The organism is Actinomadura rubrisoli (assembly GCF_004349215.1).
Classification (GTDB): Bacteria; Actinomycetota; Actinomycetes; order Streptosporangiales; family Streptosporangiaceae; genus Spirillospora; species Spirillospora rubrisoli.
The window spans coordinates 1-14,446 of record NZ_SMKU01000243.1 but is presented as its reverse complement, the minus strand read 5'-3'; the positions used below and the strand labels follow the sequence as shown (position 1 = coordinate 14,446).

General features: G+C 72.4%; 13 protein-coding genes and 1 pseudogene. 4 read left to right on the top strand and 10 right to left on the bottom strand.

Annotation, left to right across the window (positions count from 1 at the left end; genetic code table 11):
* Positions 1-375: 375 nt before the first annotated feature.
* The 3 genes from E1298_RS33095 to E1298_RS33085 form a co-directional block, all read right to left on the bottom strand.
* Positions 376-3,264 carry a helix-turn-helix transcriptional regulator gene (locus E1298_RS33095; protein WP_131900315.1) on the bottom strand — a complete coding sequence of 963 codons (2,889 nt, stop codon included), beginning with the start codon at positions 3,262-3,264 and terminating at the stop codon, positions 376-378.
* A gap of 475 nt (positions 3,265-3,739) precedes the next feature.
* A complete protein-coding gene (locus E1298_RS33090; protein WP_131900313.1) occupies positions 3,740-4,561 on the bottom strand; it encodes a crotonase/enoyl-CoA hydratase family protein in 822 nt (273 codons plus the stop codon).
* 7 nt (positions 4,562-4,568) lie between these two features.
* Entirely contained in the window at positions 4,569-5,342 is a 774-nt protein-coding gene (locus tag E1298_RS33085; protein ID WP_131900311.1) for an SDR family oxidoreductase, read from the bottom strand.
* Positions 5,343-5,529: 187 nt separating this feature from the next.
* Here E1298_RS33085 and E1298_RS33080 point away from each other — a divergent pair, with 187 nt between their 5' ends.
* Positions 5,530-6,378 (top strand): SDR family oxidoreductase, encoded by an 849-nt coding sequence (locus E1298_RS33080; protein ID WP_131900309.1) that lies wholly within the window; start codon positions 5,530-5,532, stop codon positions 6,376-6,378.
* A gap of 6 nt (positions 6,379-6,384) precedes the next feature.
* Complete coding sequence (locus E1298_RS33075) at positions 6,385-7,407, top strand: DNA topoisomerase IB (protein ID WP_131900307.1); 1,023 nt, start codon at positions 6,385-6,387, stop codon at positions 7,405-7,407.
* Positions 7,408-7,672: 265 nt separating this feature from the next.
* Here E1298_RS33075 and E1298_RS33070 read toward each other — a convergent pair whose 3' ends face one another.
* The 5 genes from E1298_RS33070 to E1298_RS33050 form a co-directional block, all read right to left on the bottom strand.
* Positions 7,673-8,458, bottom strand: a complete 786-nt coding sequence (locus tag E1298_RS33070) for a metallophosphoesterase family protein (RefSeq protein WP_131900305.1) — start codon at positions 8,456-8,458, stop codon at positions 7,673-7,675.
* Positions 8,455-8,700 (bottom strand): BON domain-containing protein, encoded by a 246-nt coding sequence (locus tag E1298_RS33065; RefSeq protein WP_131900303.1) that lies wholly within the window; start codon positions 8,698-8,700, stop codon positions 8,455-8,457. The genes E1298_RS33070 and E1298_RS33065 overlap by 4 nt, the downstream gene beginning before the upstream one ends.
* Complete coding sequence (locus E1298_RS33060) at positions 8,697-9,233, bottom strand: nucleotidyltransferase (RefSeq protein ID WP_243725956.1); 537 nt, start codon at positions 9,231-9,233, stop codon at positions 8,697-8,699. The genes E1298_RS33065 and E1298_RS33060 overlap by 4 nt, the downstream gene beginning before the upstream one ends.
* A gap of 682 nt (positions 9,234-9,915) precedes the next feature.
* Entirely contained in the window at positions 9,916-10,248 is a 333-nt protein-coding gene (locus tag E1298_RS33055) for a DUF6191 domain-containing protein (RefSeq protein WP_131900299.1), read from the bottom strand.
* A 176-nt stretch (positions 10,249-10,424) separates the two neighbouring features.
* Complete coding sequence (locus E1298_RS33050) at positions 10,425-10,820, bottom strand: SCO5389 family protein (protein WP_131900297.1); 396 nt, start codon at positions 10,818-10,820, stop codon at positions 10,425-10,427.
* A 1,136-nt stretch (positions 10,821-11,956) separates the two neighbouring features.
* On the opposite strand from E1298_RS33050, the gene E1298_RS33045 reads away from it, so the two are divergent.
* Entirely contained in the window at positions 11,957-12,535 is a 579-nt protein-coding gene (locus E1298_RS33045; RefSeq protein ID WP_243725955.1) for a C40 family peptidase, read from the top strand.
* Positions 12,536-12,896: 361 nt separating this feature from the next.
* On the opposite strand, the gene E1298_RS33040 is transcribed toward E1298_RS33045, so the two are convergent.
* Complete coding sequence (locus E1298_RS33040) at positions 12,897-13,601, bottom strand: dienelactone hydrolase family protein (RefSeq protein WP_131900295.1); 705 nt, start codon at positions 13,599-13,601, stop codon at positions 12,897-12,899.
* The gene (locus tag E1298_RS33035; RefSeq protein ID WP_131900293.1) at positions 13,601-14,008 is read right to left on the bottom strand and encodes a PaaI family thioesterase; all 408 of its coding nucleotides are present in this window, start codon (positions 14,006-14,008) and stop codon (positions 13,601-13,603) included. The genes E1298_RS33040 and E1298_RS33035 overlap by 1 nt, the downstream gene beginning before the upstream one ends.
* 24 nt (positions 14,009-14,032) lie before the next feature.
* On the opposite strand from E1298_RS33035, the pseudogene E1298_RS33030 reads away from it, so the two are divergent.
* Positions 14,033-14,446, top strand: a pseudogene (locus E1298_RS33030) (hypothetical protein); the annotation flags it as partial.

Sequence of the window (14,446 nt, the reverse complement as noted above, 5' to 3'; positions counted from 1 at the left end):
CCCTGGGGGGCCGGGACGGGGGTGGCGGTGGCCGGACCCGTCTGCAGGCTGAGCGCCGCCATGGCGGCGACGGCGACCAGCGCGCTGCTCTTGGTGGCGCGCCGCGCGGCGCGCCGGGGGTTCGTGGATGTCACGCGGTGTACTCCTAGTCGGACGGCCGCCGTGGGGAGGCGGCCGGAGGGGAGCGTTCCGACGGCGGGGTGGTGCGCCGGAACTCCGGAGTGTCGGAGGGTGGTTGACGCGGGAACGATCGCACGCGATTCGCGCTCATGTCACCGGGAAGTTCGCCGCCGGACGCATCCGTAGGGAGATCGGTTCCGGCGCAAGGGGAATCCCTACACCGTGCGGGGATGGACGAGGGATGCCCGATATGTCCTATGAGGGGAGGGACGCCCCCGGCCCGTCCAGGCCGCCGTGCAGCAGGGAGCCGAGCTGCGACCGGGAGCGGATGCCCAGCTTGCGGTAGATGCGGGTGAGGGACGCCTCGACGGTCTTCACGCTGAGGTACAGCCGGTTGGCCACCTGCTGGTTGGTGGCGCCCTGGCCGACGAGCAGCGCGATCCGCTGCTCGCCCTCGGTCAGGGACGCGTGGGCCACGGCGGCGAGCGGCGCGGGGCCGTCCTGGAGGCCCATGTCCAGGCGCGCGAGCCGGTGCCGCGCCTGCTCGGCCCAGGGCCGCGCCTCGCATCGCAGGAAGATCTCCAGGGCGTCCGTCGCCGCCTGCCGGGCGGGCCCGCCGCGCCGGCGGCGGCGCTCGACCCTGGCCTCTTCGAGGAGGCAGTGCCCGACTTCGAGCGGCTGGCCGAGCCGCTCGAACAGCGCCGCCGCCTGCCGCAGGAGCGCGACCGCCCCCTCGTGGTCCCCGCGTGCCGCGAGCACGGCGGCCTCCGCGCGGTCCAGCCCGCCGGTGACGCCGACGCCGCGGGCCCGGTCGCCGACCGCGGCGCGGGTCGTGCGGATCACCTCCTCGGCCCGGTCGGTGTCGCCGAGGGCCGCGAGCCCCTGGGCCAGGTTGCTGTGCCAGCGCAGCACCATCGGCGACCGCCGCCCGCAGCCCTCGCCCAGCGTGTCGATCCGCCAGAGGGTGTCGACGCCGGCGCGGACGTCGCCGCCGCGCATGCGGGCGACGCCGAGCACGTGCAGCAGGCGGCTCTGGAAGATGACGTCGTTCTCCTGCTCGGACGCCCGCAGGCCCCGCTCGGCGAGGGCGACGGCGCGGCGGACGCTGCCCCCGGCCAGCTCCGCCAGCGCGCCGTGGTACCAGGCCGGTCCCGGGCTGAGCGCGGCCTCCTCCGTGATGCGCATGGCACGGTCCGCGAAGTCGAGCGCCTCGCGGCACCGGCCCGTCCGGACGGCCACCTCGGTCAGGTGGCGCAGCACGTGCACGACCTCCTCGCCGGACCCCCGCTCCACCAGGGCCAGCATCCGCAGCAGGTCGTCGCGGGCCTCGGTCAGCCGGTCCTCGAAGACGGCGCAGTAGGCCGCCAAAAACCGCGGCGTGGTGTGCAGCTGGCCGTCCAGAGGCGGTTCCGGCAGGCGCCGCGCGCGTCTCAGGTCGGTGCCGTAGTCGCCGCGTCCCTCGATCAGCGCGATGTTCGCCCGGACGGTCAGCGCCTTGGCCTCGACCGCCGTGTCGCCGGACTCCCGCGCGTGGGCGAGCGCGCCGTTGGCCTCGTGTTCCGCGCGGTCGGGCGCGCCGTTCAGCAGGGCTCCGAGCGCCATCCGCAGCCGCAGCGGCCCGAGCAGCGCCGGATCGCCCTCCGCGTCGACCAGGGCGGCGGCGAACACCTCGCCCATCTCGGCGAGCCCCTGGCCGGACAGATCGAGCACGGCGAGCCTGACCCGCACCCGCTGGGCCCGGGTGGCGTCCGCCGCGAGGACGGCTTCGGCGGCCTGGTGCACCAGGTCGGGAAGGCCGCCGTTCGCGCCCGTCTCGGCCGCCGCGACCAGCCACTCCAGCCGCTCGGCCGCGGGCTCGGCGGGCGACCGGTCGGCGGCCAGCCGGTACAGCTCGGCCGCCATCCGGTGCGAGCCCTGCCGGACGGCCTGCTCGGCCGCGGTGACCAGCGAATGCGCGAGCTCGGCGTTCGGCCCCGGGTCGGCCAGGGCGCGGTGCCGGGCCCGGCCCGCCGCGTCCGGCACCACGGCGGCCAGCGCCCGGTGCACCCGCGCCAGATGCGGCGCGTCGGCGGACTCGGCCAGGACGGTGCCGACGGCGGGCGGCGTGAACCGGATGCCGCCGCCCTCGGTGATCAGCAGCCCCAGGCCGGCGGCGTGCCGGATGTCCCGGGCGGCCTCGGTGCGTCCGGCGCGGCACAGCAGGTCGGTCGTCGGCCGGATGGCCAGCGCGGCCATCAGCAGCGTCTCGCGGGCCTGCTCGGGCAGCCGCCCCAGCCGCTCGACGATCACGGCCTGGACGCGCTGCGGCAGCGGGGCGGGCCGCCAGTGCCGCGGTATGCGGTCGGTGAACGCGCCGCCAAGCGCCAGCGCGAGGTACGGGTTGCCGCCGGAATCGGAGTGCAGGGTGTTCACCACGCGGACGGGGAGCCCGTAGCTGTCGAACATCTCGGCCAGCTCGTCCGGTCCGAGGGGCGGGACGGGGAGGTGGAGGGCGTCGGGGACGGGAGCCCACGGCGCGCTGCCCCCGTCCCCCGAGGCGAGCCCGTCCGGCCAGCGCCCGGCGACGACGGCGCGCACTCCCCGGGAGCCGAGGCGGCGCAGCGTATAGCGGATGGCCTGGACCGACTCGGTGTCCAGCCACTGGGCGTCGTCGATGAGCAGCAGCACCGGACGGTCCTCGGCGCAGCGGGCGAGCAGCCCGCGGAAGGCCAGCCGGCACGCGACGTGGTCCATGGCGGACCGGTCCGCGGACGCCGCGCCGGCAGGCCGGTCCGCGGACCGCGCGCCGGCGGGGCGCGCACCGGTCGCCGCCGGGTGCGGCTCGGGCAGCCCGGTCAGCTCCTCCCTCGGCAACTGGGCGGTGAGGGTGCCGGGCAGCTGGTCGAGCAGCTCGGCCAGCCCCGAGCAGGGCACCCACCGCTCCGTCTCCGTCCCGGCGACCCGCAGGACGATCTCCCCGCGCGCGGCGGCCGCGGCCCCGACGGCTTCGAGCAGCGCCGTCTTCCCGATGCCGCTGGGGCCCGTGAGGATGGCGCTGCCGTTCGAGGCCAGACGGGACTCCACGGACGCGAGCGGCGCGGAGCGCCCCACCAGCGAGGGCGGCGTTCCCTTCCGGACAGCCGACGGCATGGCACGGACGTCCATTGGCTCGCTCCCTTCGGGAGGAATCGGGCACCGGGCCGACAATAACCACGCGAAGAGGCACTCACAACGGTCGCCGCAGCTTGCGCGGTGGACCAATCCAGAGCCCGCTGGTCAGCGCCCTGGCCGTCCCGGAAGGTCGGTTGCGAGCGCGGGGCGAAGCGCGTGCCCGGGGCATGGCAGCGCCCGTCCCGGATGGAGGGGTGGGCGGGACGGGCGCTGCGGCTGGGGGGTCAGCTGATGTACTCGACGTTCCTTCCCATCCGTCCACCCCCAAGATCGTCGAGCGCAGCAAAAGGGTACGGGAATCCCTACTCCCGGGTAAGAGGGACTTTCCGGACGGCCGGATCAGGCCGCAGAAATCACTCACGCCCCTCGCGTTCCGCGCTCACGACGTCGCGACCTGTGCAGATATGCGAGAACGCCCGGGGCGGCGCGGTGCGGCCCCGTCCCCGGGCGTGCTCGTGCGGTGCGGGCGCTACTCGCCCTTCCAGTTCGGCTTGCGCTTCTCCGCGAAGGCCGCCGGGCCCTCCTGCGCGTCCTTGGAGGTGAAGACGGGCAGGGTGATCTCGCCCTGCTTCTTCCACGCCTCCTCGGCCGTCCACTCCGCGGACTCGACGATGACCTTCTTGGTGGCCGCGAGCGCCAGCGGGGCGTTCTCGGCGACCTTGAGGGCCAGTTCCTTGGCCGCGGCGAGCGCGCCGCCCGGCTCGGCGAGCCGGTTGACGAACCCGAGCTCGGCCATCCGCTCCGCCGGGTACTTGTCGCCGGTCAGGGCGATCTCCATGGCGATGTGGAACGGGATACGCCGCGGAAGCCGCAGCAGGCCGCCGCCCGCGGCGACGAGGCCGCGCTTCGGCTCGGGCAGCCCGAACTGGGCGTCCCGCGACGCGACGATCATGTCGCAGGCCAGCGCCACCTCGCAGCCGCCCGCCAGGGCGTAGCCCTCGATGGCGGCGATCAGCGGCTTGCTGGACGGACGCTCGACGATCCCGGCGAACCCGCGTCCCTCGACGACGGGGTTGTCGCCCGTCAGGAAGCCCTTGAGGTCCATGCCGGCGCAGAACGTGCCGCCGGCGCCGGTGAGGACGCCGATCGACAGGTCCTTGCGGGAGTCGAGCTCGTCCAGCGCCGCCGCGATCCCCCGCGCGACCTCGCCGGTGATGGCGTTCCGCGCCTGGGGGCGGTTGATGGTGATGACGAGGACGGCGCCGTCTTCCTCCGTCAGCAGAACCGGCGGCGAAGCCGCATCGGGGGGCGTGGGGGGTCGTCCCCCCTCGGGCGGTAGAGCTTCGGTCATGCGGGCCTCACTTCGGCTGGAAGCGGATGCCACCGTCGAAACGGATGGTCTCGCCGTTCATGTAGTCGTTCTCGATCAGGGACTTGACGAGGTGGGCGAACTCCGACGCCTTGCCCATGCGCTTGGGGAAGGGGACGGGCGCGTACAGCTTGGCCTTGAACGCCTCCGCGTCCTCGCCCTGGCCGTAGATCGGGGTGTCGATGACGCCGGGGCAGATGGTGTTGACCCGGACGCCGATCGCGGCGAGGTCGCGCGCGGCGGGCAGCGTCATGCCGATGATGCCGCCCTTGGAGGCGGAGTAGGCGATCTGCCCCGTCTGGCCCTCCAGTCCGGCGATGGACGCGGTGTTGATCACCACGCCGCGCAGGCCGTCGGCATCGGCCGGCTCGGTCTTGGCGATGGCGGCGGCGCCGATGCGCATCAGGTTGAAGGTGCCGATCAGGTTGACCCGGATGACGGTCTCGTACTGGCCGAGGTCGTGCGGGGTGCCGTCGCGGGCGACCGTGCGCGAGGCCCAGCCGATGCCGGCGCTGTTGACGATGACGCGCAGCGGGGCGCCGGTGTCGACGGCGGCCTGGACGGCGGCACCCACCTGCTCCTCGTTCGACACGTCGGTCTTGACGAAGACGCCGCCGACCTCGTCGGCGAGGGCCTTGCCCCTGTCCTCGTTCAGGTCGGCGACGACGACCTTGGCGCCTTCGGCGGCGAGCGCGCGGACGGTGGCCTCACCGAGACCGCTCGCGCCACCGGATACGACGGCGGAAACTCCGTTCAGGTCCATAAGCAGCACCTTACGTGAGGGACCGAATGTGGTTCGGGATGATGGTATCCAGACGTCACCCCGCGCTCTGCGCACACCCCACCGGATTGCCGGGCGCGATGTTACTCGGGAGTCACCCTACGGGGATGTTTGCCTCCCACAGCTCAGGGCATCCGCCGTAACGGATCTCAAGGGGGAGCACGGACGGATGAGCGAGAAGCCGGCACAGAGCCAGTCCTACCCAGGCCGTACAAGGGAGATGACACCCGAGCCGCGCGACGAGATGCGCGACTACGCCGGCCGGGGCCTGCTGGACGGACGGCGCGCGCTGATCACCGGCGGCGACTCCGGCATCGGGCGGGCCGTCGCGGTCGCGTTCGCCAAGGAGGGCGCCGACGTCGCCATCACCTACCTGGTGGAGGACGACGACGCCCGGCACACCGCGGAACTCGTCACCGCGACGGGCCGCCGCTGCTTCACCTTCGGCGGCGACCTCGCCGAGGAGCGGCACTGCCGCGAGGTGGTCCAGCACTCGGCCCGCGACCTCGGCGGGCTGGACGTGCTCGTCCTGCACCACGGGACGCAGGCGCCGGTGAAGGACGTCCGCGAGATCGACGACGCGCAGCTCCGCCGGACGTTCGAGGTGAACGTCTTCGCGCTCTTCTGGACCGTCCAGGAGGCCCTGGAGCATCTGGGGCCCGGATCGTCCATCGTCGTCACCGGGTCGATCAACGGCCTGCGCGGCAACAAGACGCTGATCGACTACTCGGCCAGCAAGGCCGCCGCGATGGCGCTGACCACGTCCCTCGCCCAGAACCTCATGGACCGCGAGATCCGCGTCAACTGCGTCGCGCCCGGCCCGGTCTGGACGCCGCTGATCCCCGCCACGCTCGGCGAGGAGAAGGTGGAGGGCTTCGGCGGGCAGGCGCCGATGGGACGCGCCGCCGACCCCGACGAGATCGCCCCGTCCTACGTGTTCTTCGCGTCCGACCGGCTGTCGTCGTACTACTCCGGCCAGACGCTGGTGCCCGCCGGCGGCGAGATCCACCCCGGCTGAGCGCGCATGGAGCTGCGGCGCAGCGATCCCGCGGAGCCCGGCTTCGGACGGCGCAGGTGCGGGCGCGGCTTCTCCTACCTGGGCCTGGACGGCCGCCCGCTGGACGACCCGTCCGAGAAGGAGCGGATCAGGTCGCTGGTCATCCCGCCCGCGTGGCGGGACGTGTGGATCTGCCCCGACGCCGACGGCCACATCCAGGCGATGGGCACCGACGCCGCGGGCCGACGCCAGTACCTCTACCACGAGGACTGGCGGGAGCAGCGCGACCGGGAGAAGCACGAGCACGTCCTGGAACTCGCCGAGCGGCTACCGGAGGTCCGAGATACGCTCGCCCGCCACCTGTCCGGACGGGGCTACGGCCGCGAGCGGGTGCTGTCGGCCGCCGTCCGGCTGATCGACCTCGGGTTCTTCCGGATCGGCGGGGAGGCGTACGCGGCGGAGAACGGCACGTTCGGGCTGGCAACCGTCCTACGCGAGCACGTCACGTGCCGGCGCGGCGAGGTGGCGTTCGAGTACCCGGCCAAAGGCGCCAAGGAACGGCACCAGTCCGTCGCCGAAGAGGACGTCTGCAAGGTCGTCAACGGCCTCATGCGCCGCCGGGACGACTCCCCCGAACTGCTCGCCTACCGGACGCGGGACGGATGGCACGACGTCACCACGTCCGACATCAACGACTTCGTCCGGGAGGTCACGGGCGGCGACTTCACCGCCAAGGACTTCCGCACCTGGCACGCCACCGTCCTCGCCGCCGTGGGCCTCGCGGTGTCGGTCCGCGCCGGGGGCAGCGAGACCGCGCGCAGGCGGGCCGTCGTCCGCGTCGTCAAGGAGGTCGCCGCGTACCTCGGCAACACCCCGGCCGTGGCGCGCGCCTCCTACATCGACCCGCGGATCATCGAGCTGTACGAGGACGGCCGGACGATCGCGCCCGTCCTGTCCAAGCTCGGCGTCGAGACCTCGGCGGGCGAGCTCGCGACGCAGGGCCCCGTCGAACGGGCCGTCCTCGACCTGCTCCGCACCGACGACCGGTGAACAACCGCCCCACGCGGACGACCGCCGGCGCTCCGTACGGAAGGCCGGTGGCGCTCCCCGCGCAAGGCCGAGGCACCCCGCACGCAAGGCCGTGGCGCCCCGCGCGGAAGACCGGTGGCACTCAGCGCGGAAGGCCGGCGAACGACCGCAAGATCGCTCCCCTCCCACAATGATCTTGCGGTCGTCCACCGGCCTCCGGGGCGCCCCACCGTAGCGGGCCGGCGGGCGCCTCCACCGTGGTCACGGTGTCATCGGTTCCCCGCCGTCACCAGGCCGACGCGGGAACCCCGACACGCCCGCGCTCGGTCACGTCCGCACGAGTGGTCTTCCCCGCGTCGCCTGCGTCCAGGCAGTAGAGCGCGTACGCGTGCTGGATCACCGGCAGCGCCACGTTCCGGACGCGGACGCCGCCCTGCGTCAGCCCCTTCTCGCTGCCCTTGTGGGCGTGCCCGTGGATCGCCAGCGCCACGTCCGCCGCGTCGATGGCCTCGCCGATCAGATAGCTCCCGAGGAACGGGTAGATCTCCGGCGGCTCGCCCTCAAGGGTGTCCTCGACAGGCGAGTAGTGGGTCAGGCTCACCCGCACGTCGGCGTCCAGTTGCAGCAGCGCGGCCCCGAGCCGTCCCGCGAAGTCCTTGGTGTGCCGGACGAACTCCTTCATCTCCGGCTCGCCGAAATCGCCGGCGCACTTGCCCTGGAAGCCGCCGCCGAACCCCTTCCCGCCCGCGACGCCGAGCCTCGTCCCGCCGCAGTCCACGACCGTCCCGTCCCCTTCCAGGACGGTGACGCCCGCGTCCCGCAGCACGCCGGTGATCTGCTCCTCGGCATCGGAGTGGTAGTCGTGGTTGCCGAGCACCGCGATCACCGGCAGGCCGAGGTCGCGCAGCTCGCCCGCGGCGACCCGTCCCTCCTCGACCGTGCCGTGCCTGGTCAGGTCCCCGGCGACCAGGAACACATCGGCCTGGTCGGCCAGCCCCGACAGCCGCTCCCGGTACGTGCCGGTCCCCTCGGGCCCGACGTGGAGGTCCCCCGCCGCCGCGACGTGGATCATGAGAGCCTCTCCTCCCCGTCCGGCTCCCCCACGGGGACGACGGACACCTCGTTGCAGATCTCGCGGCCCTCGGCGGCGACGCGCGCGGCGTCCTCGACCGCCAGGCGCCGCTCCTCGCTCACGACCTCGCCGCGCAGGTGCACCACCTCGCCGCGGACGTCGACGCGGATGCCGAGCTCGAAGGCTTCCGCCGCGAGCCTCTCCTGGATGTGGGCGGACAGGTATCCGGGCAGATCGGTCACGGGACGCCCCCTTCGATGACGTCGAGGCGGGCCAGCAGGGTCAGGAAGGCGTAGGCGTACGGGGAATGCGCGGTCTCCGCGGCGACGTACGGCCAGTCCACCTGCTCCCGCAGCGCCCGGCTCACATGCAGGAACCCGCTGAAGTCACAGGCCGTCTCGGTGAAGGCCAGCAGCCGCATGACCACCAGATCGGTCGCCGGGAGGACCGGCATGAAGACCGCCCCGACCGCCATCTCCTCGGCCCGCCCGAGCAACTCGTCGCCCACCGGACGGCCCGACGGGCTGTGGATGAGGTCGATGAGGTGCTCGCCGTCGTAGACCTTCGCGAGCCAGTTCTCCGGGGTCTCCACGTGCCGCATCCCGGCCGCGCCGAGCGTGTCGAGCGCCGCCTGGACGTCCCGCTCCCGCACCACGAAGTCAACGTCGTGCGTGGACACCGCCGCTCCGTGCGCATACGCGGCGAACCCTCCCGCGAGCGCGAACCCGACGCCCGCCTCCCGCAGCGCGGCCGCGGCCCGCTTCAAGCTCAGCAACAACCCGTCCGAGCCGCCACCGGACCTCGAACCCCCACAGGACTCCGAAACCACAACCGCTTCCGCAACACCACTGGCCTCTGAGCCACCACCAGGCTCCGGGCCGCCACCGGACTGCGGGCCGCCGTCAGGCTCCGGGCCGCCACCGGACTCCGAGACGCCGCCGGAGTCCGGGCCGCCGCCTGGCTCTGGGCTGCTACCGGACTCCGGGCCGTCACCGGACTGCGGGCCGCCGTCAGGCTCCGGGCCGCCACTGGACCCCGGAGCGCCGCCAGGCTCTGGGACGCCGCCGGACTCCGGGACGCCGCCAGGCTCCGAGGCAGCAGCAGGCTCCGGAACACCGCCAGGCTCCGGAACACCTCCGGGCTCCGGAGGGATGCGGCCGGATCCAGGGCCCCTGACCTCTGGCCCGGGCGCGTTCCTCGGCCCGCCACCGGACCCGCCACCGGGACCGCTCTCCGCCCCGCCACCGGACCCGCTCTCCGGCCCGCCGCCGGGCGCGCTGCCGGACTCGCCGCCAGCCCCGGTCGGCGGTGTGTTCACGCCTCCGGGTACTTCGTTCGCTCCGGTCCTCGGCTCCGTTCGCACATCACCCACGCGTTCCCCTGGTTCTCGCCGGTCGCCGTGGCGGTACCCGATGATTCCGGGGTCATTCGGCGATCTCCGAGACGCGGGAGAACTCTTACCTTCGACCCTGCCCCATCGGCCCGTCCGGCCGACGGAGGACGGCGGTGCCGGCGTCGAGGTCGACGCGGGCGGCCGGTGGCGCGCCGTCGCGCTCTTCGTCGCGCAGCATCAGCGAGGTGCGGCGCTGGTCGAGTTCGTAGCGCTTGGAGGCGTGGAACAGTTCGTCCACCTGCTCCAGCCCGATGGCGGACAGCGGCCGTCCCGTCTCGTCCCGCCGCCACGGCAACCGGAACCGCGCGTTGGCCCACAGGCCCAGGCGATCCACAGCAGCCAGCAGGACAAGGCCGATCACCAGTCCGGGGATCGTCAGGAACGCGACAGTCGCCATACCGGGCCCAACGCCTCCTTCCCTGACCGCGTTCCCTCACCCTCACGCCCGCCCCCGGGTTCTCCGTCGACGCGCGGCGAGCCGTCGTCACGCAGCGCCTGTAACTCGTGGACGCCATGTCTTTGACTTCGTCTCGCCGCACGTCAACGGGCTGGAGGACGTGAAGGAAGCGGCCGCTAGCAGTCGACGAGCTCGGGGGACTGGTTCAGGAGCTGGGCGCGGGGCGAGATGAACTTCTCGTAGCGGGCGATCCCGCCCTCGGCCGCCAGGTCGAACGCCGCGACGCGGTGGCAGTTCTGGAACGCCAGCCGGACGCCGAAATGGCGCTCCAGCGCGCCGCGCATCGAGTCGCTGGCGAGGACGCGCAGCAACTGGCCGCGGGCCTGCTCGTCCGGCGGCGGGGTCTGGTTGTCGGCGAATCCGATTCCGCCGTCGCGCATACGGGCGACGACGCCGGTGACGACCTCCCACGCGTACGGCAGCGAGTCGCGGACGCACGCCACGAATGACGCGTCGTCCACCTCTCCCTGGCGCGCCTTCTCCAGCAGCCGGTCGTCGACAGTCAAGGACATGACCGTTCTCCCCTCTCACCGAGTCTGGGACAGGATTCAGCGTCGCATGGAAACGATATTCATTCCAGAGCCTGGGAGCAGGAGTTTCTTCCCTTTTCGGGCGTCGCGCACGCCGCGTACAGGGGCGGGGGCGCCGAACGTGAGTCTTCTTCGGGTTACCGAACGGTACGGAACGGACGTCGATCCCATCCGGTGACCGGAACCGGCTATCTCGCGGGCCACCGGCCAGCGGCCATCGACGGAAAGTGAGCGGATTGGCACGCCCTTGATCGGCCGGCCGCGCGTCCGCCGAATTCGCGGAATCAGGACGTGGATCGCTCCATCACGGCATCCCCTAAATCAGACATCCGGCACTCGGGACGCAGCGAACGACACAACGAGGGCGGCGGGGACGAAGGCGGCCCATATCACAACTCGATAAATGCCAGGGCCCGCCGAATACCTTTTGCCGCACCTCCCCCAACGGGCGATCCAGCGCCCGTCCGGGGAGGTCGATTGTACCGCCTGGCGCGCTCCAGACGTCCTCGACCTGAGCCTTCTCGATCTACCGCGAAGCCGTGATCCAATCCGGCGAATCCAGGAATGGTCATCACGGGGCGCATTGTGTCCGGCACGGTGCGTTCATGCCCGAACGGTCTAGATCGCGTTTCCCAGCGGACTGTGACCCACCTCACAATGGACGGAATGAGCGGCCGGTCCGCCCAGGCAGAACGGCGATCGGAGCGTCCGTCCGGACACCTGTCCGGGAGGAAAAATTGACTTCCGATTTGCCATTCGGGGCGAACCCTGGCTACGTTCCTGCCCGGTTCATGCGGCACAGATCGCCGCCCAGATAACAGAACACGCAACCCGACGCGCGGCAGCGGTGCCGCCCCAGCCTTCACCCCTCTCAAGGCTGGGTCCCGTCCCTCGGACGTCCCGGGCCCCGCCACGGGTCCCGATCGTCCCGCGGACGGAGTAGCCGCCGAAGAGCCCGCCGTCGATCGCCGAGTCCGTGCAGCCAAGAGGCACGGAGCCGGAAGCGGTCGCGACCCGCGGCGCCCCCCTGGCGCCCGGGGCCCGGTCGGCCGCGGCATCCCGAACCCCGGGCGGGTCTCCCGCCGGCGGTGACGGCTGCCCGGTAGGCACCATCCGCGATGTCTGGAGTCATCCTGCATACCGCTCGCAACCCCCTGAAGCCCGGTCTCATCCGCACGTCGCTCGCCGGTGGCATCGCCATCGCGACGACGGCCACGCTCGGAGCGTCGCTCCTCGTGGCCGCGCCCGCGGAGGCCGCGGCACCGCCGCAGCAGGTCAACGTCGCCGCCGTGGCGGCCGCCAAGGTCTCGGCGTACCGCAAGGCGAGGCAGAAGAAGCGCGCCGCCTACGCCGTCAAGTACGCGTACGCGCAGATCGGCGACCCGTACCGCTACGGCGGCACCGGTCCCCGCTCGTGGGACTGCTCGGGACTGGCCGGAGGCTCCTGGCGCAAGGCCGGGGTGAAGCTTCCGCGTACCACCCAGCAGATCTACCGCGCGGTCAAGTACAAGGTCTCGCGGAAGCGCCTGGTCAAGGGCGACCTGGTCTTCTTCTACGGCGGCAAGAGCCACATGGGCATCTATGTCGGGAAGGGCTACATGATCCACGCGCCCAGCTCGGGCAAGCGCGTCAAGAAGGTCAAGCTGAACGGCTACTACAAGCGCAACTTCAGCGGCGCCGTCCGTCCCGGCTTCTGATTCCGGGTTTCTGGACGGCTGAATCCCGTGCATGCGAACATCCGTTCCGGACGTCCGGCCCCTGTTCCGGACGCGCGGATGGCTGATCCGGACGCACGGACGTCCTGAAGACAACGTGGAGGCCCCGCACCGTTCCCCCTGGTGCGGGGCCCTCTCCGTCCTCGGACGCCCCCACGCGCCGCCTCAGGACCGGGCAGCCGAACAGGCGCGCGGCTGTCGGACCATCACGTTCCGCCATCCCCTGCCCCGAGCCGCCGCCTCCCCAGGAGCACCGCGCTCTTGGACGACACCTGCGAGCCGTCCACCTACATGAACGAGCGACGCAACCGTTCGAGCAGACCCGTTGCCATACGGCGAATGGCTACGCCCCAACTCCCAGGACCCGCCCAAGGAACTCCTCCGTGAGCCGCCAGGCGCGGTCCGCCGGCCCGGGCTGGTAGAACATCGGCGCCTTGCGGTTGTGGAACGCGTGCCCGCCGTCCTCCTGCACATGGATCTCCATGCCGCCCCGTCCCGCCACCGCCCGCTCGACGGCCGCGACGTCCTCCCGCGGGATGTACGGGTCGGACCCACCGAAGTGGAACTGCACCGGCCCTTCGATCCGCTCAAGCGCCTCCAGGGCACCCGGCACTCCCGACCCGTAGAACGACACCGCCGCGTCGACCCGGGCCCGCGCCGCCAGCAGGTAGGCCAGCGTCCCGCCGAAGCAGAACCCCAGCACGCCGACCCGTCCGTCCACCTCGGGCACGCCCCGCAAGTGCGCCAGCGCGGCCTCCAGGTCCTCCGGGCCCTTCTCCCAGTCGAACTCGGACACCATCGACATCGCCTTCGGAAGAGCCTGCTCGTCGTGCTTGACCGCCCAGTCCGGCTCGATCCGCCAGAACATGTCCGGCGCCGCCACCACGTAACCGAGCCCGACCAGATCGTCCGCGACGGCCTCCACGTAGTCGCCGACGCCGAAGATCTCCTGGACCAGCAGGATCCCCGGCCCCCGCCCGCTCGGCGGAGTCCACACGTGCAGGGAGAACTCGCCGTCCGCCACGTTCACGCTCTCGGTACGCCTCATCACCCCATGATCGCGTACACCGCGCTGGCCTGGGCGACGGTCGCCGAATCCACGGCCAGCGTGACGTCGGCGAACGCCAGCGTCCGCCCCAGCTTGCTGATCGTGACGGCCACCAGCACGTCCCGTCCGGTCACGGGCCTTTGGAAGGACGCGCTGAGCTGCACCGTCGTCATCGGCACGAACCCGCCCCTGGCCCCCGCGACCGCGATCACCACCGCCGTGTCGGCCGCCGCCATCAGCGCCTGCCCCGACATGCCGCCGCCCTCCCGGGCCAGCCGCTCCGACCAGGGCAGCCGCAGAACGGCCGTCCCTTCCCCGACCTCCTCCACGACCAGTCCCAGTTCGAGCACCCAGGGCGCGAAGTTGTCGCGCAGGATCTTGTCGCCGTCCGCGGGCTTCAACGTCACACCGCCATGATGCACGCTGAGGGCATGCACGAGGAGATCTTCCTGCCCGCCAACTACGCCTCCGGCGTCCCATACGAGACATTCCGGAAGCTGCGCGCCGAATCGGCCATCGGCCCCTGGCCCGCTGGGACGGGCCACTGTGCGATCTTCTCCCACGCCGACGTCAAGCACGTCCTGCGCTCCCCCGACCTGTTCTCCTCACATCTCGGCGCCACCCAGATCCGCGACCCCGACACCCCCGAGGACCTGGCCTTCGTCCGCGCCATGATGCTCACCAGGCCCCCGACCACTCCCGCCTCCGCCACATCGTCGCCGCCGGCCTGGGCGACGGTCGCCGAATCCACGGCCAGCGTGACGTCGGCGAACGCCAGCGTCCGCCCCAGCTTGCTGATCGTGACGGCCACCAGCACGTCCCGTCCGGTCACGGGCCTTTGGAAC

Excerpts from the sequence above, each read along its gene's own strand:
- E1298_RS33095 (WP_131900315.1), bottom strand. The coding sequence starts at position 3,264 with ATGGACGTCCGTGCCATGCCGTCGGCTGTCCGGAAGGGAACGCCGCCC.
- E1298_RS33090 (WP_131900313.1), bottom strand. The coding sequence starts at position 4,561 with ATGACCGAAGCTCTACCGCCCGAGGGGGGACGACCCCCCACGCCCCCC.
- E1298_RS33085 (WP_131900311.1), bottom strand. The coding sequence starts at position 5,342 with ATGGACCTGAACGGAGTTTCCGCCGTCGTATCCGGTGGCGCGAGCGGT.
- E1298_RS33080 (WP_131900309.1), top strand. The coding sequence starts at position 5,530 with ATGAGCGAGAAGCCGGCACAGAGCCAGTCCTACCCAGGCCGTACAAGG.
- E1298_RS33075 (WP_131900307.1), top strand. The coding sequence starts at position 6,385 with ATGGAGCTGCGGCGCAGCGATCCCGCGGAGCCCGGCTTCGGACGGCGC.
- E1298_RS33070 (WP_131900305.1), bottom strand. The coding sequence starts at position 8,458 with ATGATCCACGTCGCGGCGGCGGGGGACCTCCACGTCGGGCCCGAGGGG.
- E1298_RS33055 (WP_131900299.1), bottom strand. The coding sequence starts at position 10,248 with ATGGCGACTGTCGCGTTCCTGACGATCCCCGGACTGGTGATCGGCCTT.
- E1298_RS33050 (WP_131900297.1), bottom strand. The coding sequence starts at position 10,820 with ATGTCCTTGACTGTCGACGACCGGCTGCTGGAGAAGGCGCGCCAGGGA.
- E1298_RS33045 (WP_243725955.1), top strand. The coding sequence starts at position 11,957 with ATGTCTGGAGTCATCCTGCATACCGCTCGCAACCCCCTGAAGCCCGGT.
- E1298_RS33040 (WP_131900295.1), bottom strand. The coding sequence starts at position 13,601 with ATGAGGCGTACCGAGAGCGTGAACGTGGCGGACGGCGAGTTCTCCCTG.